The following is a 21,267-nucleotide window of genomic DNA, read 5'->3' as shown; positions in this document are numbered from 1 at the left end:
GCGTACTCACTGGAGTTTCGATATGAATGCCCGTATTCCTGACGACGCTGTTGCTGCTCCCCTCGATCCCGTCGCGCTGCAAGCGTTTGTCGACGCGGCGTGGGATGACGAAATCATTCCCGCGCTCACCGAATACATCGCGGTGCCGGCCAAAAGCCCCGGCTTCGATGCCGATTGGGAAAAGAACGGCTACATCGATCGCGTCGTGCGCGATGCGGCGCAATGGGTGGAATCGAAGAAGGTTGCGGGCCTGAAGCTCGAGGTCATCCGTTTGCCGGGCCGCACGCCCGTCATCTTCTTCGACGTGCCGGCCACCCGCGCGGATAATGGCGATACGGTGCTGCTCTATGGCCACCTGGACAAGCAGCCCGAGTTTTCCGGCTGGCGCCGGGATCTCGGCCCGTGGATGCCCAAGTACGAAAACGGCAAGCTCTATGGCCGAGGCGGCGCGGACGATGGCTATGCCATCTACTCGTCGATCACCGCCATTCTGGCGCTGGACAAGCAAAACATTCCGCGCCCGCGTTGCGTGGGTATCGTCGAGACCTGTGAAGAGTCCGGCAGCTACGACTTGCTGCCTTACATCGACGCCTTGCGCGATCGGCTGGGCAACGTCGCGCTGGTGGTCTGTATGGACTCGGGCGCCGGCAACTACGATCAGCTCTGGATGACCACCTCGCTGCGCGGCATGGTCGCCGGCACGCTGGAAGTGCAGGTGCTGGACGAAGGCGTGCACTCCGGTGACGCGAGCGGTGTGGTGCCGTCGAGCTTCCGCATCCTGCGTCATTTGCTGGATCGCTTGGAGGATAGCGGTACGGGCCGATTGCTGCCGCAAAGTTTCCATTGCGAAATTCCCGCAGCGCGCGTCGAGCAGGTCAAGCAAACGGCGCAAATCCTGGGTGATGAGGTGTGGCGCCGCTTTCCGTGGAGCTGCGGGGCAGACGGCAGCTTCGTGCTGCCGATGACCAGCGAACCCGAAGAGGCCTTGCTTAATCGCACTTGGCGTCCCACGCTATCGGTCACGGGTGCCGATGGCCTGCCGCCGCTGAGCAGCGCCGGCAACGTGCTGCGCCCGCGCACCGCCTTCAAGCTTTCGCTGCGCCTGCCGCCGCTGATCGATGCGGTCGCGGCATCGCAAGAGCTGAAAGAACTGCTCGAAGCCGATGCTCCCTATCAGGCCAAGGTGATCTTTCACGCGGGGCAGGGCGCGGCTACCGGCTGGAACGCGCCCGAAGCCGCACCGTGGCTGTCGACCGCGCTCGACGCGGCATCGAAGGCCTATTACGGTGCACCGTGCGGGTATATCGGGCAGGGCGGCACGATTCCGCTGATGAGCATGCTGCAGGAAGGCTTTCCAAAAGCGCAGTTCATGGTCTGCGGCGTGCTCGGTCCCCAGTCCAATGCGCACGGCCCCAACGAGTTCCTGCACGTGCCGTATGGCAAAAAACTGACAGCCGCCGTCGCGCAGACCGTGGCCGCGATGCCTGCCTAATACGGGGCATAGCGAGGCGCAACGGGGAGTTGGCCGGGGTTGACAGCCTTTAACCCTGCCGATTGCCCTGTTTTAAGCGTGTCAAAACGTATGAAAAGCGTATAATCTTGCTTTGCGCCGGAGTCTTTCATGCGTCTCGTACAAAAAGCCTACACCTTCGACGATCTGTTGTTGGTGCCTGCTTATTCCGAGGTGTTGCCGCGCGACACCTCGCTCGTTACCCGCCTTACCCGCAACATCACCCTGAATATTCCGCTTGTGTCCGCTGCCATGGATACCGTGACGGAATCGCGCCTGGCGATCGCCATGGCCCAGGAAGGCGGCATCGGAATCATCCACAAGAACATGAGCGCGGATCTCCAGGCCAAAGAAGTGGCCCGGGTCAAGCGCCATGAGTTCGGTATCGTGATCGATCCGATCACCGTCACCCCCCAGATGAAAGTGCGCGACGCCATTGCGTTGCAGCGTCAGCACGGCATTTCCGGTCTTCCCGTGGTGGAAGGCAAGAAGCTCGTCGGCATCGTCACGAACCGCGACCTGCGCTTCGAAGACCGCCTCGATGTGCCCCTGCGCGACATCATGACCCCGCATGAGCGGTTGATCACGATGGACGAGGGCGCCACGCTGGACGAAGCCCAATCGTTGATGCACAAGCACCGCCTGGAGCGTGTGCTGATCGTGAACAAGGCCGGCGAATTGCGCGGTCTGGCCACCGTCAAAGATATCGTCAAGAACACCGAACACCCGCATGCCAATAAAGACTCGCACGGTCAGTTGCGGGTCGGCGCCGCAGTTGGCGTGGGCGGCAACACCGAAGAGCGCGTCGAGAAACTGGTCGCCGCCGGTGTCGACGTCATCATCGTCGATACGGCGCACGGCCACTCGGCCGGCGTGCTCGAAGGCGTGCGCTGGGTCAAACGCAATTACCCGAAGGTCGACGTCATCGGTGGCAACATCGCTACTGCGGCGGCTGCCAAGGCACTTGCCGACGCCGGCGCTGACGGCGTCAAGGTCGGTATTGGCCCGGGCTCCATCTGCACCACGCGTATCGTCGCCGGTGTGGGCGTGCCCCAGATCACCGCGATTTCGGATGTGGCCAAGGCGCTGCAAGGCACCGACGTCACGCTGATCGCCGATGGCGGCATTCGCTTCTCGGGCGACGTGTCCAAGGCCCTGGCGGCCGGCGCGCACGCCTGCATGATGGGCGGCATGTTTGCCGGCACAGAAGAGGCACCGGGCGAGATCGTCCTGTTCCAAGGCCGTTCGTACAAGTCGTATCGCGGCATGGGCAGCCTGGGTGCGATGACGGAAGGCTCGGCCGACCGTTACTTCCAGGATCCGGCCAACAACGTCGACAAGCTCGTGCCCGAAGGCATCGAAGGCCGTGTGCCCTACAAGGGCAGCGTGCTGGCGATCATTTATCAATTGGTAGGGGGCATTCGCGCCTCGATGGGTTACTGCGGTTGCGCCACCATCGACGACATGCGAACCAAAACCGAATTCGTCGAGATCACATCGGCCGGCGTGCGCGAATCGCACGTGCACGATGTGCAGATTACGAAGGAAGCGCCCAACTACCGCGCCGACTGATCCGGCATCCGTCGCACGCGTGCTGCTCATAAGCGCACGCGCACCGCACCGTCAGAATCGCTTTTGACGGTGCGCTTTTACTTATTACCGACAGAGTTCACATGCACCAGCGCATCCTTATCCTCGATTACGGTTCACAAGTCACCCAACTCATCGCGCGCCGTGTGCGCGAAGCCGGTGTGTATTGCGAAATCCATCCCGGCGATGTCGGCGACGACTTCGTCCGCGGTCAGATCGACCAGGGCCTGAAGGGCATCATTCTGTCGGGCAGCCATGCCTCGGCCTACGATGAGGCCTCGATGCGCGTGCCGCAAAGCGTGTTCGAGCTGGGAGTGCCCGTACTCGGCATCTGCTACGGCATGCAATCGATGGCGCAGCAATTGGGCGGCAAAGTAGAGTGGTCGGATCATCGCGAATTCGGCTATGCCGAAGTGCGCGCGCATGGTCACACCAAGCTGCTCGAAGGCATCGAAGATTTCCGCACTGTCGATAACCACGGCATGCTCAAAGTCTGGATGAGCCATGGCGATAAAGTCACGGGCTTGCCGCCTGGCTTCAAGCTCATGGCCTCCACACCGTCGTGCCCCGTGGCCGGCATGGCCGACGAAGAACGCCGTTTCTACGCCGTGCAATTCCATCCCGAAGTGACGCACACGCTGCAAGGCCAAGCCATGCTCTCGCGTTTCGTCAACGAGATCTGCGAATGCACCGGCGACTGGAATATGCCCGACTACGTGTCGGAAGCCGTGGCCCGCATCCGCGAAACCGTCGGTGACGACGAAGTACTGTTGGGTTTGTCCGGCGGTGTGGATTCGTCCGTGGCCGCCGCGCTCATTCACGAAGCGATCGGCGACAAGCTCACCTGCGTCTTCGTCGACCACGGCTTGCTTCGCTTGAACGAAGGCAAGCAGGTCATGGAGACCTACGCCGGCGCGATGGGCATCAAGATCATCCACGTGGACGCCACTGAGCAGTTCATGGGCAAGTTGGCTGGTGTGGTCGATCCCGAAGTCAAACGCAAGATCATCGGCCGCGAATTCGTCGAAGTTTTCCAAGCGGAAGCCGCCAAGCTCAAGAACGCCAAGTGGCTCGCGCAAGGCACCATTTACCCTGACGTGATCGAATCCGCCGGCGCCAAAACCGGCAAAGCCGTCGCGATCAAATCGCACCACAACGTGGGCGGCCTGCCCGAAACGCTCAACCTCAAACTGCTTGAGCCGTTGCGCGAATTGTTCAAAGACGAAGTGCGCAAGCTCGGCGTCGCACTCGGTCTGCCGCCCGCCATGGTTTATCGCCACCCGTTCCCGGGCCCCGGCATGGGCGTGCGCATTCTGGGTGAGGTGAAGGCCGAATACGCCGATCTGCTGCGTCGAGCCGACGCGATCTTCATCGAAGAACTGCGCAGCACGGTGGATCAGGTGAGCGGCAAGACCTGGTACGACCTGACCTCGCAAGCGTTCGCGGTGTTCTTGCCGGTGAAGTCGGTGGGTGTGATGGGCGACGGGCGCACGTATGAATACGTGGTGGCCTTGCGCGCAGTGCAGACGTCGGACTTCATGACGGCGGATTGGGCGCAGTTGCCTTATGCGCTGTTGGGTAAGGTTTCTGGGCGGATCATCAATGAAGTGCGCGGGATTAACCGCGTGGTTTATGACGTGTCGAGCAAGCCGCCTGCGACGATTGAGTGGGAGTGAATTTACGTTCTTCGATGGTGCTTGTTAGCTGTCGAAGATTCGTAGATACGATTGACGCCTGAATTTCAGGCGTCATGACGCCTGAATTTCAGGCGTCATGACGCTGCCCGGTGGGCAAAACAAACGTGACGTATAGCCGCGGCAATACCGTCACGTCCTGTTATTGCTGTGGTTTCGCCGGTTCCTGCGAGATGCGACCGGTTGGAGGCTTGCCCGCCCAGATGCCGCTGACTTAGCTGACTGGGTCAGCCGACTCTGCTGTGTCTTGGCTCTTGATCACATCAACCCAGCGAGCACCAGTCAGTTCCGCCATACGCGCAGGTGCAATGCGCACCGCGGTGTGAATATCGCCCGCCGCCGGCAGCACGATATCGAACGCCTTGATGGATTCATCGCAATAGACGGGTAGATCAGTGGCCAAGCCGAACGGGCAAACGCCACCCACGGGATGGCCAGTCAGGCGTTGCACGCTCTCGGCATCCAACATCCGAGCCTTATTGCCAAACGCCTGTCTGAGTTTGGCGTTGTCCAGCCTCGCGTCGCCGCGTACGACCACCAGGATCACTTGATCGCCTACCTTAAGGGAAAGCGTCTTGGCGATCTGGCCAGGGGCCACGCCGTGCGCCTTGGCCGCAAGTTCAACCGTGGCCGTGCTGGTCGATGCTTCGATGATCGTGATGTCAGGCGCCTTGACGGCAAAATATTCGCGAACGCTTTCGAGACTCACTTCTTGGTCGTCCATGTATGTGGGTTGGAAATTCATCGTGCAGGCAGGACCTCAGTCCTGCCGACGATGGCACTGCATCGTGTCATTTTCCATTATCCAGCGGTTTTGCGTGAGCCTGCCGGCCAACCGGTCAAACGTTTGACACTCCAATCGACTCAATTTGCTACCCTCTTGGGTTAGCATGCGCCGCGTTGCGCAGTCACCCCATTTGAAGCACCCCGTACATCACCGTGCGGTCAGGCGCTTTCAGCACCACTTTTAGAATTGCCCCATGGAAATCAAAGTCAACTTTCTCGATAAGCTGCGTCTCGAAGCCAAGTTCGATGACTTCACGGTGATCGCCGACCAGCCGATTCGCTACAAGGGCGACGGCTCGGCGCCGGGTCCGTTCGATTACTTCCTGGCGTCTTCGGCGCTGTGCGCAGCGTATTTCGTGAAGTTGTATTGCGTGAACCGCAATATTTCCACGGAGAACATTCGCCTCTCGCAAAACAATATCGTCGATCCGGAAAACCGCTACCAGCAGATCTTCAAGATCCAGGTCGAGTTGCCGGCCGACATTTCCGAAGCCGACCGTCGCGGCATTTTGCGGTCGATCGAGCGTTGCACGGTCAAGAAAGTGGTGCAAGCCGGACCCGAATTCGTGATCGAGGAAGTCGAGAGCCTGGACGCGGATGCGCAGTCGTTACTGACGTTGGCGCCGGCAGATGACGCGAGCACATACATCGTGGGCAAGGACCTGCCGCTCGAGCAAACCATTGCCAATATGTCGGGCATTCTGGCGAAGCTGGGCATCAAGATCGAAATCGCATCGTGGCGCAATATCGTGCCCAATGTGTGGTCGCTGCATATTCGCGATGCGCACTCGCCGATGTGTTTTACCAACGGCAAAGGCGCAACGAAGGAAAGCGCGTTGGCCTCTGCGTTGGGCGAGTACATCGAGCGCACGAACAACAATCACTTCTACGCTGGCGCGTTCTGGGGCGAAGACATCGCCAACGCGCCGTTCGTGCACTATCCCAACGAGCGCTGGTTCAAGCCGGGCAAAAAGGATGCGCTGCCGAAAGAGATCCTGGATGCGCACTGCCGCAAGATCTACGACCCGGAAGGCGAACTACGCGGCTCGCATCTTTACGACACCAATTCCGGCAACACGGAGCGCGGTATTTGTTCGTTGCCTTACGTGCGGCAGTCGGACGGCGAGGTGGTGTATTTCCCGTCGAATCTGGTCGAGAACCTTTTCGTAAGCAATGGCATGAGTGCTGGCAACACGCTGGCTGAAGCGCAGGTGCAGTGCTTGTCAGAGATTTTCGAGCGTGCGGTCAAGCGCGAGATTTTGGAAGGCGAGATCGCATTGCCCGACGTGCCGGAGGACGTGCTGGCAAAGTATCCCGGGATCGTCGCGGGGATCGAGGGTTTGGAGGGGCAGGGCTTTCCGGTGTTGGTCAAGGACGCGTCGCTGGGTGGCGAGTATCCGGTGATGTGTGTGACGCTGATGAACCCGCGTACGGGTGGGGTGTTTGCGTCGTTTGGTGCGCACCCGAGTTTTGAAGTTGCGCTGGAGCGCAGCCTCACGGAGCTTTTGCAGGGGCGTAGTTTTGAAGGCTTGAACGATCTGCCGCAACCCACCTTCAATAGTGAAGCCGTTAGTGAGTCGAATAATTTCGTCGAGCACTTTATCGATTCCAGCGGGCTGGTGTCGTGGCGCTTCTTCAGCGCCAAAACGGATTACGAATTTGTGGAGTGGGACTTTTCAGGGAAGGGTGAAAACTCCAACGCCGAAGAGGCGGCCACGCTGTTCGGCATTCTGGAAGGCATGGGCAAGGAGGTATACACGGCGGTGTATGACGAGCTGGGTGCCATCGCGTGCCGAATCCTGGTGCCCGGCTATTCGGAGGTGTATCCGGTCGACGATCTGATCTGGGACAACACGAATAAGGCACTGTTGTTCCGCAAAGATATTTTGAATCTACATCGCTTGGACGATGCAGCCTTGGTCGATCTACTCGATCGCCTGGACAACAACGAGTTGGACGATTACTCCGATATCGCCACCTTGATCGGTATCGAGTTTGACGAAAACACGGATTGGGGCCAACTTACCGTTCTCGAACTGAAGTTGTTGATCAATCTTGCGCTGAAGCAGTTCGACGTGGCGCAAGAACTCGTGGGCGCTTTCCTGCAATACAACGACAACACGGTTGAGCGCGGTTTGTTCTACCAGGCGTTGAACGTAGTGCTGGAAGTGCAGCTCGATGATGATCTGGAATTGGACGATTACGTTGCCAATTTCCGTCGGATGTTTGGCGACGCGCGGATGGATGCCGTGATCGGATCGATCGACGGCAGTGTGCGCTTTTTCGGGCTCACGCCCACGAGCATCAAGCTGGAAGGTCTCGATCGGCATCACCGCCTGATCGACAGCTATCGGAAGCTGCACACGGCGCGGGGTGCGGCTGCGGGGTTGGCCGAGTAAAACAAAGGTCTGATTGTGGGAACGCCCGGGGCTTGCGCTGCAGCTTGAGCGCCGGGACGTGGGGGATGCGCCGAAGTCGCCAGACGCTTGAAAGAGCAGGGCGTCTTTCCCGTTGCCACATGCCTGCCCAGTGGGCGGATGCCTTTGGCTAGACTGGCGTTTGCGCAGTGACGATCACCGTTATGACGGATGACGCTGACGCTCAGCCCTAGCGACGGTGTGACCGCCGCCTGAGGTCTTTCTTACTTCGCCAAGTCATACTCCCATTGCAGCGCCTCGTCGTCGCTGTACGCGTTGCCTTTGCTCCAATACACCTTGCTGCTACGCGGTGAAAGCCCCATCATGCCCAGGTAGCCCGGTATCGCAAGCTGATGCCACGTCCGTCCGCCATCGCGCGTATAGAAGTGCGCGTCGGTTTGGATCTCCGCACGCTCCTTCATGAACGGGATCAGCAAGCGTGACACCACCGTGTCGCCCCATTCGCTCACCACCTGATAGTCGCCATTGCTCCAGAAATAACGCGCCGTGGTGCGGTTTTCCGCCATCCACGCCGGCAGCAATGCGGGCGTGCGCTGGCGCTCGATCCATTCGCCGGTTTGGGGATCCAGCTTGGCGAGCCATTCACCGTCGCGGTCTTGCAGCACGGCATAGGTGCGGCCGTCGAGCGAGGTGGAGAGATGGGCGACGCGCACGTCAGGCTGGCGGGTGATGGTGGTGATCTGCCATTCCCCCTGGGGTGTTGAGCGAGACAGTTCGGCACGTGTGGTGAGCATCAGCCGATGGCTGTCTTCGCCCACGCGATACCACATGAACTCGGATGCCCACGCATAGGCATGGGTGTCGTCGATCTGGACCACGAAGCGTTCCTGATCCATGTCGCGCCGATTGGAGAAGTCGGCTGTGGGCTGTCCAGTCAACTTCTTTAAATACGACGCTGGTGCAATCAAGGGTTCGGGCCCGTAGACCACGTTCGCCGTCGCGCCTTGATCGTCCGAGAAGAACAAGGCGGTGGGTATCCGCGCGGTTTCACCGTTTGACAGACTCGCGGATGAGGAATCAGAGGACGTAGACGAATCCAAGGACGTAGAGGATTCAGCGGACTCAACCGACTTAGCGGACCCAGCGGACTCAGCAGACTCAGAAGAATCATCGGACTCATCTGCCCCCCAAGCGCCGGCGGATTCGTCTTCCTCGCTGGGCGGCTCGTTGCCCCAGGCCCACACGTTACGCTCTGAGGTAAACGTGGGCTTGACGTCCCACGCCAACGATTCAACGTTGGACATGAATCCCGATTTCATCCATTCCCACGAAGCGCCGTGATTGGTTGAACGGAATACGACGGTCTGTTGGGGTTCAGTGGATGACGCCGATTCGGGGCGATCCATGCCTGTGAAGAGGAAGAGCGTATCCGAGACGGGCGACACCACCAGGCAAGCCACGTCGGGAACGGTGGCGACGATCTTGAACGCGCCATCGTCTTGCAGCCGAGCGAGGGTGGTGAGCACTGGGCGCGAACCAAACATGCCCCCGCGTCGCGATTGGGTCGCTGCGTCGTCTTCATTCAACAGCTGGCTCAAATCGGGCGTGCCCTTCGGTACGTATGCCGCCTCGTCTGCACTCGTCTCGTTTCTTCCCACGAGCCATGTGCCGTGGGCGGTGTCGACCACGCCGGTGCACCATTGCTCCATGTTGCGCCATCGCGCGTCGCCCAGTTTGCCGGTCACGGCCATACCTGGTGTGCCTCCCGCGATGCCCAGGTTTGACCCCGCAAGTTTCCAGCCGACATACGACGGTACGGCAGCACACACGACCAGCACGGCGAGCACTGCAGTCCACCGGCGCGGTGAGGCGCGCATCCTGCTGCCCATGAGGCAGAGCAGAATCATGGCGCCGATGTTGAGCGCGATGGCGAATGCGATGCCGCTTTCTGGCGCTCGTGTTACCGCGCGCATAAACGAGGTGCCAAGTGCAGGATTGAGCCACACTGCAAGCCATGCCATTGCCAGTAGGAGAAAGCCTGTAAGCACATACGCGGCGATGCCGGCAAGCAGGGGCTTGACCACCAGGCTCCGGGGGGATGATGTTGCATCGGTGCCGGTACGGCGCGCGTAAATGTACGCGGCCAGCGCACACATCAGTCCGCCAAATCCGATCTGGCTCAGCGAGAGCGGCAGACTCAACATGCTGAGCGCATCGCGAGGAATGTTCATCCGCATCGACTCGGACGCCCATGGCCACAGGCCCAGGTACACCGCCTGGACCAAAGCGATGTGCACCGCGAAACATCCCAGCAGAAAGCTCGCGAAGATTGTCGCGCGATTTAGGGGAAGCTGAGTCTGTGTCGTAACGGCTTCGGCCGTTGGATAATGCGGGAAAGATAATTCCGCTGCTGCTTCAATCGGCTTCTTCGCGCATCGAAAATGCGCCCATACGGGCAGCCAGGCCCAAAGCGGTATCGTGGCGTAGGCAATCGCAGTGAAGCGCCAGTGGGCCATCAGCAGGAAGCCGGGCAATGCGTCGATCCATCCAGCATCGTCCTGGCGCGATCGCAATTCATCGATGGAAAACTGCTGGAGGTAAGCAAGAAATTGATGGCGAATCGCACACGACCAGATCAACGTCATCACGATCAGCACAATCCAGCCGCGCGTGGTTGTGCCGCGCACGAGCCCTGGATGGTGACGCAGGCGCCACGTGCTGAACAAAAAGACGAAGAGCGCTTCGATCACCAATAGCGGAATGACTGCCAGCGCATTCTGAAAGCCGGCGGGAACGCCAAATACTTGCAGCGGCATGATCGGATAGATGTGCTGCAGCCATGTGCCATGCCTGTCTATCAGTGACGTAACGGTCTCTTCCGGCAAGGCACTGAGAATAAACAGCAGCCATTCGGGGATGCCGCGAATCACCAGATAGAGCAGTGCGATCTTCAGGGCATGACGTTTGGAAAACGCGGCGTCTTGAGCAGGCATGAGTGGATGAGTCGTTTACGCAACGCCGGATTATTGCCCACCTCGCCGGCGGTGGGGGGCGAGGTGAAGCACTAGTGCACTCCGGTGTCGCGTGAAGTGATCAGCCGTTGCCTGCGCCACGCCCCAAACGATCCCCACCGCACGGTCGCCAGCAACGAGGCGGCGATGATCAACCCGCCGCCCAACCAGCCTTGCACCGATATCACTTCGTTCAACCACACCATGGCAAAGAGGGCGCCGAACGCCGGCTCGCTACCCATCAGCAACGCCACTCGCGTTGGGTTGCTGCGTTTGATCGCGTAGTTTTGCGCGAAGAAGGCGAACAACGTGCACGCCAGTACGAGATACATCAAGTACTGCCAGAACGTGCCAGCGTCCTCCATGGATAGCAGCGCGTCAATCGGGTTGGGCACAAGTGCAAATAGCAACAGTGTGCTCGCCAGGGCCACCACACCGGTTTGCACAGCAGTTATCGTCAGCGCCGGCAAACTGCTGGTCGCCGTGATCTGCTTGATCAAGCACATTTGCAGCGCACGCAGCAACGCGGCAACCAGGATTAAAGCGTCGCCGGCATTGAATACCCACTCACCATCTCCGGTAAGAAGCGCCGCGCCTAATACCGATAGCGCCACCGCGGTCCATTCCAGTCCGCTCGGCCGGCGGTTGAGGAGCGCCCATTCCGCGAGAGGCGTGAGTACGACGCAGAGGCTGATCAAAAACGCCGCGTTGGCAGCACGGGTGTGAAGCACGCCATAGGTTTCTGCCAGAAAGATCCCGAGCAGCAAGATGCCTGTGCCCAGCAGCCCGAAGATCGTCGCTTTGGAGGCATGCCGCAGGTGGCGCAACGTGGGTGACAACACCAGAAAAGTGATGCCGAAACGCAGGGCCAACAGTCCCAACACAGGGTAGAAGACGAGCGCCGATTTCACGACGCCGTAACTCGTACCCCAGACGACAGCGACGGCCAACAGCATCACATCGCCAAGCGCTATCCACTGATTTTTGCCGCGCATTGCAAACCCTTGAGAATCCAGACGCCCAGTATTGAGTAGTGCGGCTGCAATGATAATAACGTTGCCAAGCACATCATTTATGCTTCAAATGCACAGATGCTTTTTTGGAATCGACGCTGTGAACCCGACAGATCTATTTACCTCGTTGCCCGATATGGCGGTGTTCGCTCGCGTTGTTGACGCTGGCAATTTCTCGCTGGCCGCGCGGCAGTTGGGCAGCACCCCGTCTACCGTCAGCCGGCAGATCAAGCGCCTGGAGCAGGTGCTTGGGGCGCGCCTATTGGAGCGTTCCACACGGCACATTCGCTTAACGGAGGCGGGCGCGCAGGTGTACCGGCATTGCCACGACATGCTCAATGCCGCGAATGGCGCCGTGGATGCGGCCGGCAATGTGACGGCGCGGCCGCGTGGCCGGGTCCGCCTGAGTGCACCGACGGCATTTGCTAAAACGGTGTTGCATCCGCTGGTGCCGGATTTTCTGCAGCGGTATCCGGAGGTCGATGTGCAGTTGGTGTTTACCGATCGCGAGGCCGATCCGCTGGTGGACGATCTGGATCTGGTGATCCGCCTCACTGAGCGGCCGCCGCCGGGTCTGGCGGGACGCGCGTTGGGTCACGTGAAATGGCTGTTGTGCGCGTCGCAGGCCTATCTGGATCGAAGCGGCGTGCCGCTAAGACCGGCGGATCTTGTCGCTCATGATTGTCTTTATCTGGGCGAGACCACCGACGACCATCGGTGGCGTTTGCGCCGCGGGCAGGCGGTCGAGACGATAGCGGTCACGGGTCGCTACATCGCCAATCACGCAGGCGCGCGTCTGGAGGCGGCGCAGATGGGCTTGGGGATCGCCAATTTGCCCGACTTTTCCGCCAATGACGCACTCGGAGAAGGAAGCGTCGTGCGCGTGCTGCCCGAGTGGGAGCTCGACGCGGGCGCATACATGGGCGCGATATGGGTGCTGTATCCACCCAAGCGGGCCTTGCCCCCCAAGGTGCGCGTGCTGATCGATTACCTGGTGGAGCGCACGCAGGAACGCCACCAGGCAATCTGAGGATCAGGGGCGGGCCGCGCGAGGCCTGGCGTTAAAACCGGTACGTCGCGCTCGCAATTACGCTGCGGCGTGCCCCGTACCAGCAGTCGCCGCGCGACAAGCACGTGGCGATGTAGGTCTTGTCGGTCAGGTTGTTGACGTTGATCGCATAGCGCCATTTGGCGGTGTCGTAGGCCAGCATGCCGTCAAACAACACTACCGCGCCCGTTTCAGGCGCATTGCCGTCCCTGAAGGCACTCATCCAGCGCGTACCTGCGCCTACCGAGAAGCCTTGAATGTTGCCGATGGCGAAGCGGTATTTGCCCCATGCCGCAGCCTGGTGGCGCGGAATGCCTTCGAGTTCGCTATCCGGTGCGATGTAGTTGTAGTGCGCGATCACGTCGATCGTGCGGGTGGGCGAGCCGCGCCACTCGAGCTCAAGGCCTTTGGTATTGGTCTTGCCGGTCTGCAGGCTGCTCAACGGATTCAGGGGATCGTTGACCAGACGGTTCTTTTCTTTCAACGTATAAACAGCTGCGGTGAAGAGGTTCTTGCCGTCGGCCGATTCGTGCTTGATCCCGGCTTCGTATTGTTCGCCGCGAATCGGTTTGTAGCTTTCGATGCTATCGCCGTTGGGACCGGCAACCGTGGTGCTTGCCACGGGTGTGAACGATTCGCTGTAATTGACGTACGGCGACCAGCCATTGCTCGCCGCGTACATCACACCCAGGCGCTTGCTGGTCGCGCTCGATTTATCGGTTTGCGAGCCCTCGACGCCGCTACGCGCGTGATCGTGACGCAGGCCGGCTACGACGATCCAGTTCTGACCGAATTTCATCTGGTCCTGAATGTAGGCACCGGCCTGGCGCTGATTGAAGCGCGGTTCAGTGGCAAGATCGGGTGCGGTGTAATTGCCGTAGACGGGAGAATAGGCGTCAATCGTGCTGAAGTTGAAACCGCTTTCCTTGTCGCGGCGATAACGCGTCCAGTCGAAGCCCACCAGCAGATCGTGTTGCACCGCGCCGGTCTTGAGATTGCCTTTCAAGTGCTGATCGAGCGTATCGATCCTGACGCGGGTTTTGCTGTCGTCGCCATAGCGACCGATGAGGCGCTGATTGACCGGATCTTCGTTCCAGCCGCCGGGCGTCGAGAACGAATCGGCGTAGGTCGTGAAGTAGTCGTTTTTGTTGCGTGCGTGGCGAAAGCCTTGGCTCACGGCCCACTGATCGTTGAAGCGATGCTCGAACAACCATCCAAAGCTGCGGCGTTCGGAGTCGTAGCGATCGTGGTCGGGTTCGCCGATGAAGCGGCGGGTAGGGATGCGGCCGTTCGGGTTGTAGGTTTGCATGCCGGCCCACGGCAGAAACTGCGCGGTCGAGCCGGACTTGTCGTCCTGATATAAGCCTTGCAGCGTGAGCGACGTGGCGGCACTTGGCCTCCAGGTCAATGACGGAGCGAATACCGTGCGGTCGTCGTCAACGTAGTCGACCTGCGTGTTGGCGTCCCGCTTGAGCCCGATGATGCGGTAGAGCCACTGGCCGTCTTCCGTGACCGGGCCGGTGATGTCGAACTGCGCCTGCTTGCGATCATGATTGCCGTACGACACGCCCACTTCACCCTGAAACTCGGCTTGCGGACGCTTGCTCACCATGTTGACGATGCCGGCCGTGCTGCCTTGGCCGTAGAGCATGGCGGAGGGGCCGCGCAGCACTTCGAGCCGCTCAAGGGTGTAAGGCTCGGTTCGGGTCGTACTGGTGTAGTAGTCGAAGTTCTGACGCAGGCCATCCAGATACGTATCGGGCGAGGCGCCGCGGATACGCACGGAATCAGTGCGCGAGTCGATACCGTAGGCGTCGGAACGAACGCCGGCGGCGTAGCCCAGTGCCTCCTGAATGCTCGTTGCGCCCTGATCGATCATCTGGTCACGGGTGATCACGGTTACCGACTGCGGCGTCTCCATCAGTGCGGTGTCGCTCTTGGACGCCGACGCCGCGCGGTGCGCGGTGTAGCCTTGCACGGGGCCGGTGGCCGACTCCTGCTCCGTCGCGCCTTGCACCTGAATCTCGGGCAGGGTGGTCACGGGCGCTTGCGCCTGCGCGATCGCAGTGATGGGGAGCAGGGCGAGCGCAGCGACGAGACTGGCGTTCTTCAGCGTAAAGGCGTGCGGCATGGTCAGTGTGGAAGTTAATGTTGATGCAAAAAGGAATGAATCGTATTTAGCTATAAATTGACGAGTGAAGTTGACGCCAGACGGCGCGGGCTGTCAAGACATCCGGCGATGTAGAGGAGGTGTCAATGTGTCATTCGCGCCACGTTGACCGATGGGCCAAGGCGCGGCTCTGCACTGCGCATCAGGTGGCGCTGGCATCCCGCCGCGGTAAATGCGCACGGGACGGCAATGCTGTGCGCATCACGCCGGCTTACCTGCTTGATGCACTCATCAGTTCCCGCACCAGTGCGGCGAAAAGGAGTTCGGCGGGGAGTTCGCGCGCGAGCGGCGCACCTTGTCCGGCCCAGTGCGCGGCAAAGTCGTGGTTGTCCAGCTTCGTTGCGGCGGCCATCAATTGCTTGGCGGCGTCATAGGCAACCGGATACGCCGCCGGTAACGCGCCACCATCCGCCTCGCCATGCGCAATGAAGCGATTGAGGATGCCTCGGGCCGGGCGGCCCGAGAGCGTGCTTGTCAGTCTTGTGGTCTGGGCACGTTCGCTTTTGAGTGCGGCGCGGTAGCCCGCGTTGGCGCTGGATTCCGGGCACAGCACAAAAGCCGTACCGAGTTGCGCCGCAGCCGCGCCCAGATCGAGCGCGGCACGAATGCCGGCGCCGTCCATGATGCCGCCGGCGGCAATCACCGGCAGCGACGTGCGCTGCGCCAGCAGCCGCACCAACACAGATGTACTCAATCGTTCGTCGATGGCGTCGGGATCGAACATGCCACGATGGCCGCCGGCTTCGATGCCTTGGGCCACGATGGCATCGACGCCGGCCGTTTCGATGCGTTCGGCTTCACGCAAGTTGGTGGCGGTGGCGAGCGTATATATACCAGCGGCCCGCAACGCCGCAATGCGCGGTGTGGGCGGCAACCCGAAGTGAAAACTCACGACCGCAGGTGCGGTATCGATAAGCATGTCGAACATCTCGTCGTCGACCAGAAAGCTTTTGTAGATCTCGTCGATGGATGTGGGCGTTGCGGCACCAATGCCGGCAAACAAAGGCGACAAGTACTGCAACCACGCGGCCTCTCGTGCGGCATTGCGTACCGCTGGCGCATGACAGAACACATTCACATTGAAGGGGCGGCTCGTCAACGCGCGGGTGTCGTCGATCATTTGGCGCGCCTGGGCTGGCGCGCTGGCGCCGATGCCGATCGAACCCAGCCCGCCGGCATTGGAAACGGCCGCAGCCAACTGCGGCGTGGACACACCCGCCATCGGGGCTTGAATGATGGGATAGATCCCGAGCCGGGCCGCCAACGCACCAAAAATACTCATGTCTGCTCCTGTACTCAATCGCCTGCCAACACGATATGCCAGCAAGGCTTACCGACCAAATGTTTCATCACGGTGTCCCCGCGAAGGGGCATCGCCGATAGGTGTCAACGAGATCCGCCAACGAGACCCGACAGCTAGCGGCACCAACTCGAGCCACCAACGCAAGGCACCAACGCAAGGCACGAACTCGAGCCACGAACTCGAGCCACCACCGCGATCTGCCCAAATCAACGTTCTTAAATGAATAATAAAATGATATCATCGTTCTCAAATAAGGAATCAACGTCATGGACATGGAATCGCTCAGGATCTTCACGGCGGTCGCCGCCGAGCTGAGCATCACGCAAGCTTCTGCGCGTCTGGGACGGGCGCCGTCCAACGTCACCACCCGTATCCAGCAACTGGAGGCGGATGTGGGCGTCGAGCTTTTCGTGCGTACCGGTAAACGCATGGCGATGTCGATGGCGGGCGAACGCTTTCTCGATTACGCCCAGCGGCTGCTGGCGCTTGAAGAGGAAGCGCGGCACGTGGTAACGGGTGGTGAAGATGGCGGCGCGCTGCGTATCGGTTCCATGGAAAGCACCGCCGCCAGTCGTTTGCCGGGGCTGTTGGCCGCGTATCACGCAGGCTTTCCCACGACGCAACTGGAACTGAGCACGGGGCCTTCGCGAATGCTCCTGGAGCAGGTTCGCAACGGCAAGATGGATTGTGCGTTCGTGGCCTTGCCCACGGCCTGGGCCGGCACCGATGCCCTTGCCGATCTTGGGCTGTCCATGAGGCCCGTGTGGCGCGAAGAATTACTGCTGCTGTTGCCGGCAAGCGAAACGGGCGTGCGCACGACGGCTCAGGTGCGCACGCGATCGCTGGCGGCGTTCAAGCAGGGATGTACCTATCGCGCCATTGCCGAGGAGCATCTGGGAATCGCGGGCAATACGGAATGGCGGATTCAGGAGATGGGGTCGTACCATTCGATGATCGCGTGTGTGGCAGCAGGTGCATGCGTGACGTTGCTGCCCAAGAGTGTGCTCGAGCTTGCCAAAGTCCCGTCTTCATTGAAAACATTGAAGGCAGGGCGGTCGGACACTTGCCTGGTGTGGCGCACGGATTACGACGTGCCGGCCTTCTCGAATCTGCTCACGCAGATTGGCGCACAAGCATCATGACGCGCGCTGTAGGCACCTCCGGATCCGGATTGCGGTCGGCCTTCGATGCCGCGCTCATCATGGCGGTGGGCATGGGTTTCGGCCGCTTCGCGTTCACCGCGGTGTATCCGCATATGGTGGAAGAGGGGCTGTTGACGCTGCATGGTGGCAGCCTTGCCGCGTCGGCCAACTATGCGGGCTATTTGATCGGTGCGCTGCTGGCCATGCGGATGCGCGCGCATGACGCCCACCGCCTTTGCGTGTTGTCCTTCGTGGGTACCGCCTTGTGTCTGGCGGTGCTCGCCGCGATCGAGTCCATTCCACTGATCATCTTCATCCGCGGGGTCGCCGGGGTGTTCAGTGCATTGGCCATGGTGGGAGCGTCGCTTTGGTTACTGGCGCATCGTGGGCAGATGCATCGCGCGCCGTTGCTCTATGCCGGCGTGGGGATCGGGATTGCGTTGTCGGCCGAGCTGTTGGTGGTGGGCGCGCATGCGGGGTTGAGCAGTCAGGGGCTCTGGCTCATGCTGGGCGTGGTCAGCCTTGTGATTGGCCTTGTCGCAGCGCCAGGCCTGCTGTCTAAAGCGCCGCCCGCGGCGGCTGCCGCAAGCGCACCGGCGGGACCCGCCACGGTGGCGGTAAAACCCCTGCCGCTGATCGTGATCTACGGCCTGGCCGGCTTCGGCTACATCATTACCGCCACCTACCTTCCGCTGCTGGTGAAGAGCGCGCTGCCCGATCTAGATTCGGCGCATGTGTGGGCGGTGTTCGGGATCGGGGCGATCGGGTCGTGCTTTGTTTGGCACAGCGCTCATCAACGCTTGGGCACCCGCATCGCGCTCACGGCAAATCTCTGTGTGCAAGCCTTCGGTGTCGTCTTGCCCACGCTCGCGCCGTCGGCCGCAGGCTACCTGCTGAGCGCGTTACTGGTTGGCGGTACGTTTACCGGCACCGTCACCATCGCTGTGCCGGCCGCGCAGCGCATTGCGCGGGAAGGCCGCGGCAATCTTGTCGCCATCATGACGGTGGTGTACGGCGTGGGGCAGATCGTGGGGCCCATCGTCGCGAACACTTTGTTCAACACGACGCACACGTTCACGAGCTCACTCATCGCAGCCGGCGCTGCGTTGTTGGTCGCAGCCATACTGAGCGTGCGTGGGCTGTAGCTTCAAGTGCCGGCGCTGAAGCCTTACCCCGCCGCGCCCAGGCCACCCTGCATCAGCGCCGAGAAGGTTTGCGCCGCCTCATTTTCGGTGCAGTGGCCGCGTAGCATCGCGGCCGAAAGGGCTTCGCCGGCGCCGATGAATCCCACGCATCGTCGTTCCAGGTCTGGTCGCGACAGGGGGCTGTGTGCCGCCAATACCGTGGCGAACAACTGCACATAACCATCCAGCAGTTTCTGATGTACGGCGCCTTTCTCCTCGCTGCCCGCCAGCGCTGCGCCCACCGCCTGCCACACGCCGTCGGTGTCGACTGCGCAATGCACATACGCGACCGCCAGGCGCTCGACCACATCCTTGAGGCTGCGCTCGCCGGTCGTCAACGCTTCACGCAAGGCATTGGATTGCTCGACATCCATTGCCTGGTACAGCGCGATCAATAATCCCGATCGGGTGCCGAAGTGCTCGTACACCACCGGTTTGGATACGCCGGCGCACACCGCCAAATGGCCGAGCGTGAGGCGATCTGCACCTTCCTTTCTCACAATGGCCAGTGCGACCTCGAGCAATTGCAGCCGCCGCTGCGCCTTGGAAAGCCTGCGCTGGGGTGCCTCTGGCGTGATGTTGGGGGGCGTGTCTGCAATCAAAATACGGCGTCCTGTTGCGTAACCTACTAAAGGTAGGTTAATGTACCTACTCATAGTAGGTTGTACCTGAGAGTTGGCTCAACTGCAACGCGCAGTGCTGCTGCGCCCAGGGCTGAACGCAACGCACGATGACGGATTCGCTTCATCGTTCACTCGAGAGGAAACACATCATGACCACAGCACCCGTACTTTTTGCAGGCGGTTCCGGCAGCGTGGGCCGCAAGACCATCGCCGAGTTTCGCCGTCGTTACCCCGACGTGCCCGTGCTCGTGGGCGGCCGCAATCTGAAACCCGCCAACGAGGTGGCCGAAGCGGCCGGCTTGGCCAAGGCCGTCGCGATCGACCTCGACAAGCCGCAACTTGGGCTGGGAGACGATGTGGCCGTGGGCGCAGTGGTCATGTTGGTGCCCGATAACGCGCTGCTCGGCTTGAGATTCGCACAGGACCGGGCAGTGCCTTACCTCAGCATCGGCGGCGGGTTGATCGAGGTCGCGTCCGAGTTGGCGCTGTTCACACATCGCCCGAACGCCGCGCCCATCGTTATCGCCGCGCATTGGATGGCCGGGGCGGCGGTCATGCTGGCGGCCAAGGCGGCTCAAGCTTTCGATCGCGTGCGGTCGATCCACATGGGTGCGCTCGTCGACGATCAGGATTCGGTCGGTCCCACTGCGCTGGAAGACATGGCACGGCTGCACGAGGCCGCGCCTGCCGCATTGGCCCTGAAAGACGGCAAGCGCATCTGGCTCACGGAAGATGCCGTCAACCGCGATATCGAAACCGTTGACGGACGCCGGTTGAAAGGCAGCGCATTTTCTTCATTCGATGTGGTGAGCCTGCAGGCCGCCACGGGCGCGGCCGATATCCGATTCGACCTGGTCACCGCCGCCTCGTCCAGCCGCCGTGCCGGGGGCGGTGCCGCGACCGAAATCATGGTCGAGATTGAAGGCGATGCCGGCGGACGTGCCACCCGATCGCGATCCACGCTGGTGTTTGACGAGGGAACGGCGGCGCTTACCGGCGTGAGTGTGGTGCTGGCACTTGCAGCCTTGCTGGGACTGGATGGCAAAGCGCGAACGCCCGCCGGGCTCTACATGCCGGAACTGCTGTGGGAGGCTGACGCTTTTCTCGCTGAGCTTGTTCGCGCAGGTGCACAGATCGCGCACAGCGAAAGATAGCAACGCGTGTGTTCAGCGGGCGCCACCTTGCATCGCAGGGCGGGGCGTAGCGCAGCGCTGGCAGGGACGATGGTCGCGGGTTGTTGCGAGCGTCTTGGTAGCGTCGGGCTCGAGCGGCCGGCTAGTGACGGTGACCCGCCAACATGTCGCCGGACCCACGCTTCGCCTTCGCCGCCGGTGTGCTCGCCGGCACCAGATCGGCGAGCGTGGTGGCTTTGAAACGTGCCAGCATCGCCGCTTCGGCCTGCATCGCAACGTCATCGAGGGCAGCGGCCACCGAGCGCTCGACAGGACAAGTCGGGTGCTCGGGATGACGTTCGATGGCGATCAGCGATGGCAAACCCAGCGTCACATACACATCGAAGACCGTGATCTCGCCAAGCGCGCGTGCCAACCGCCATCCCCCGCCTGGTCCTCTCGTCGCTTGCACATACCCTTGTTCGCGCAGATTCGACATGGAGCGACGGACGACGACAGGATGCGTGCCCAGCATTTTGGCGATCGTTTGCGACGTGGCCGCACCATCATGAAGGGCGATGTGCAGCAGCACATGCAGCATCCGCATGAGACGGTTATCCATTTTCATATCGGCACAGTTTGGCGGCGCGCGCCTAAAAGGAAACTTATGGGGTTACGAAATCTTCGGCATTGCGTTATTGTA

15 protein-coding genes are annotated in these 21,267 nt (G+C 61.1%); 8 read left to right on the top strand and 7 right to left on the bottom strand.

Translation table 11 applies throughout. The annotated features are described in order from the left end of the window. Window positions 1–22 precede the first annotated feature (22 nt). From EYW45_RS01750 to guaA, 3 genes are all read left to right on the top strand, one after another. The gene (locus tag EYW45_RS01750; protein ID WP_161133661.1) at window positions 23–1,492 is read left to right on the top strand and encodes a M20 family metallopeptidase; all 1,470 of its coding nucleotides are present in this window, start codon (window positions 23–25) and stop codon (window positions 1,490–1,492) included. 129 nt (window positions 1,493–1,621) lie between these two features. Continuing rightward, window positions 1,622–3,082: an IMP dehydrogenase gene (guaB, locus tag EYW45_RS01745; protein WP_161133660.1), complete on the top strand. Its 1,461-nt coding sequence runs from the start codon at window positions 1,622–1,624 to the stop codon at window positions 3,080–3,082. Window positions 3,083–3,183: 101 nt separating this feature from the next. After that, a complete protein-coding gene (gene guaA / locus EYW45_RS01740) occupies window positions 3,184–4,776 on the top strand; it encodes a glutamine-hydrolyzing GMP synthase (protein ID WP_161133659.1) in 1,593 nt (530 codons plus the stop codon). A gap of 232 nt (window positions 4,777–5,008) precedes the next feature. On the opposite strand, the gene EYW45_RS01735 is transcribed toward guaA, so the two are convergent. Next, window positions 5,009–5,503: a YbaK/EbsC family protein gene (locus EYW45_RS01735; RefSeq protein WP_161133908.1), complete on the bottom strand. Its 495-nt coding sequence runs from the start codon at window positions 5,501–5,503 to the stop codon at window positions 5,009–5,011. A gap of 271 nt (window positions 5,504–5,774) precedes the next feature. On the opposite strand from EYW45_RS01735, the gene EYW45_RS01730 reads away from it, so the two are divergent. Continuing rightward, entirely contained in the window at window positions 5,775–7,979 is a 2,205-nt protein-coding gene (locus EYW45_RS01730) for an OsmC domain/YcaO domain-containing protein (RefSeq protein ID WP_161133658.1), read from the top strand. 242 nt (window positions 7,980–8,221) lie between these two features. Here the strand turns inward: EYW45_RS01730 and EYW45_RS01725 are convergent, their stop codons facing one another. Beyond that, window positions 8,222–10,951, bottom strand: coding sequence for a hypothetical protein (locus EYW45_RS01725; protein ID WP_161133657.1), 2,730 nt, complete (start codon window positions 10,949–10,951; stop codon window positions 8,222–8,224). Between the two features lie 71 nt (window positions 10,952–11,022). After that, a complete protein-coding gene (locus EYW45_RS01720) occupies window positions 11,023–11,964 on the bottom strand; it encodes a DMT family transporter (protein ID WP_161133656.1) in 942 nt (313 codons plus the stop codon). 118 nt (window positions 11,965–12,082) lie between these two features. Here EYW45_RS01720 and EYW45_RS01715 point away from each other — a divergent pair, with 118 nt between their 5' ends. Further along, entirely contained in the window at window positions 12,083–13,012 is a 930-nt protein-coding gene (locus tag EYW45_RS01715) for a LysR family transcriptional regulator (protein ID WP_161133655.1), read from the top strand. Between the two features lie 31 nt (window positions 13,013–13,043). Here EYW45_RS01715 and EYW45_RS01710 read toward each other — a convergent pair whose 3' ends face one another. Next, on the bottom strand, window positions 13,044–15,161 hold the full coding sequence (locus tag EYW45_RS01710) for a TonB-dependent siderophore receptor (RefSeq protein WP_161133654.1): 2,118 nt from the start codon (window positions 15,159–15,161) through the stop codon (window positions 13,044–13,046). 250 nt (window positions 15,162–15,411) lie between these two features. Then, window positions 15,412–16,482, bottom strand: a complete 1,071-nt coding sequence (locus tag EYW45_RS01705; RefSeq protein ID WP_161133653.1) for an NAD(P)H-dependent flavin oxidoreductase — start codon at window positions 16,480–16,482, stop codon at window positions 15,412–15,414. A 287-nt stretch (window positions 16,483–16,769) separates the two neighbouring features. On the opposite strand from EYW45_RS01705, the gene EYW45_RS01700 reads away from it, so the two are divergent. Continuing rightward, complete coding sequence (locus EYW45_RS01700) at window positions 16,770–17,645, top strand: LysR substrate-binding domain-containing protein (RefSeq protein ID WP_161133652.1); 876 nt, start codon at window positions 16,770–16,772, stop codon at window positions 17,643–17,645. Beyond that, a complete protein-coding gene (locus EYW45_RS01695; protein WP_161133651.1) occupies window positions 17,642–18,790 on the top strand; it encodes a YbfB/YjiJ family MFS transporter in 1,149 nt (382 codons plus the stop codon). The genes EYW45_RS01700 and EYW45_RS01695 overlap by 4 nt, the downstream gene beginning before the upstream one ends. 23 nt (window positions 18,791–18,813) lie before the next feature. Here the strand turns inward: EYW45_RS01695 and EYW45_RS01690 are convergent, their stop codons facing one another. Beyond that, window positions 18,814–19,431 carry a TetR/AcrR family transcriptional regulator gene (locus tag EYW45_RS01690; protein WP_202444544.1) on the bottom strand — a complete coding sequence of 206 codons (618 nt, stop codon included), beginning with the start codon at window positions 19,429–19,431 and terminating at the stop codon, window positions 18,814–18,816. Window positions 19,432–19,601: 170 nt separating this feature from the next. On the opposite strand from EYW45_RS01690, the gene EYW45_RS01685 reads away from it, so the two are divergent. After that, on the top strand, window positions 19,602–20,606 hold the full coding sequence (locus tag EYW45_RS01685; RefSeq protein WP_161133650.1) for a hypothetical protein: 1,005 nt from the start codon (window positions 19,602–19,604) through the stop codon (window positions 20,604–20,606). Between the two features lie 121 nt (window positions 20,607–20,727). Here EYW45_RS01685 and EYW45_RS01680 read toward each other — a convergent pair whose 3' ends face one another. Continuing rightward, window positions 20,728–21,186: an Rrf2 family transcriptional regulator gene (locus EYW45_RS01680; protein ID WP_235938759.1), complete on the bottom strand. Its 459-nt coding sequence runs from the start codon at window positions 21,184–21,186 to the stop codon at window positions 20,728–20,730. Window positions 21,187–21,267 lie beyond the last annotated feature (81 nt).

The organism is Schauerella aestuarii, from assembly GCF_009866805.1.
In the GTDB taxonomy this organism is placed as follows: domain Bacteria; phylum Pseudomonadota; class Gammaproteobacteria; order Burkholderiales; family Burkholderiaceae_B; genus Schauerella; species Schauerella aestuarii.
This window is presented reverse-complemented; position numbering and strand designations above follow the sequence as displayed.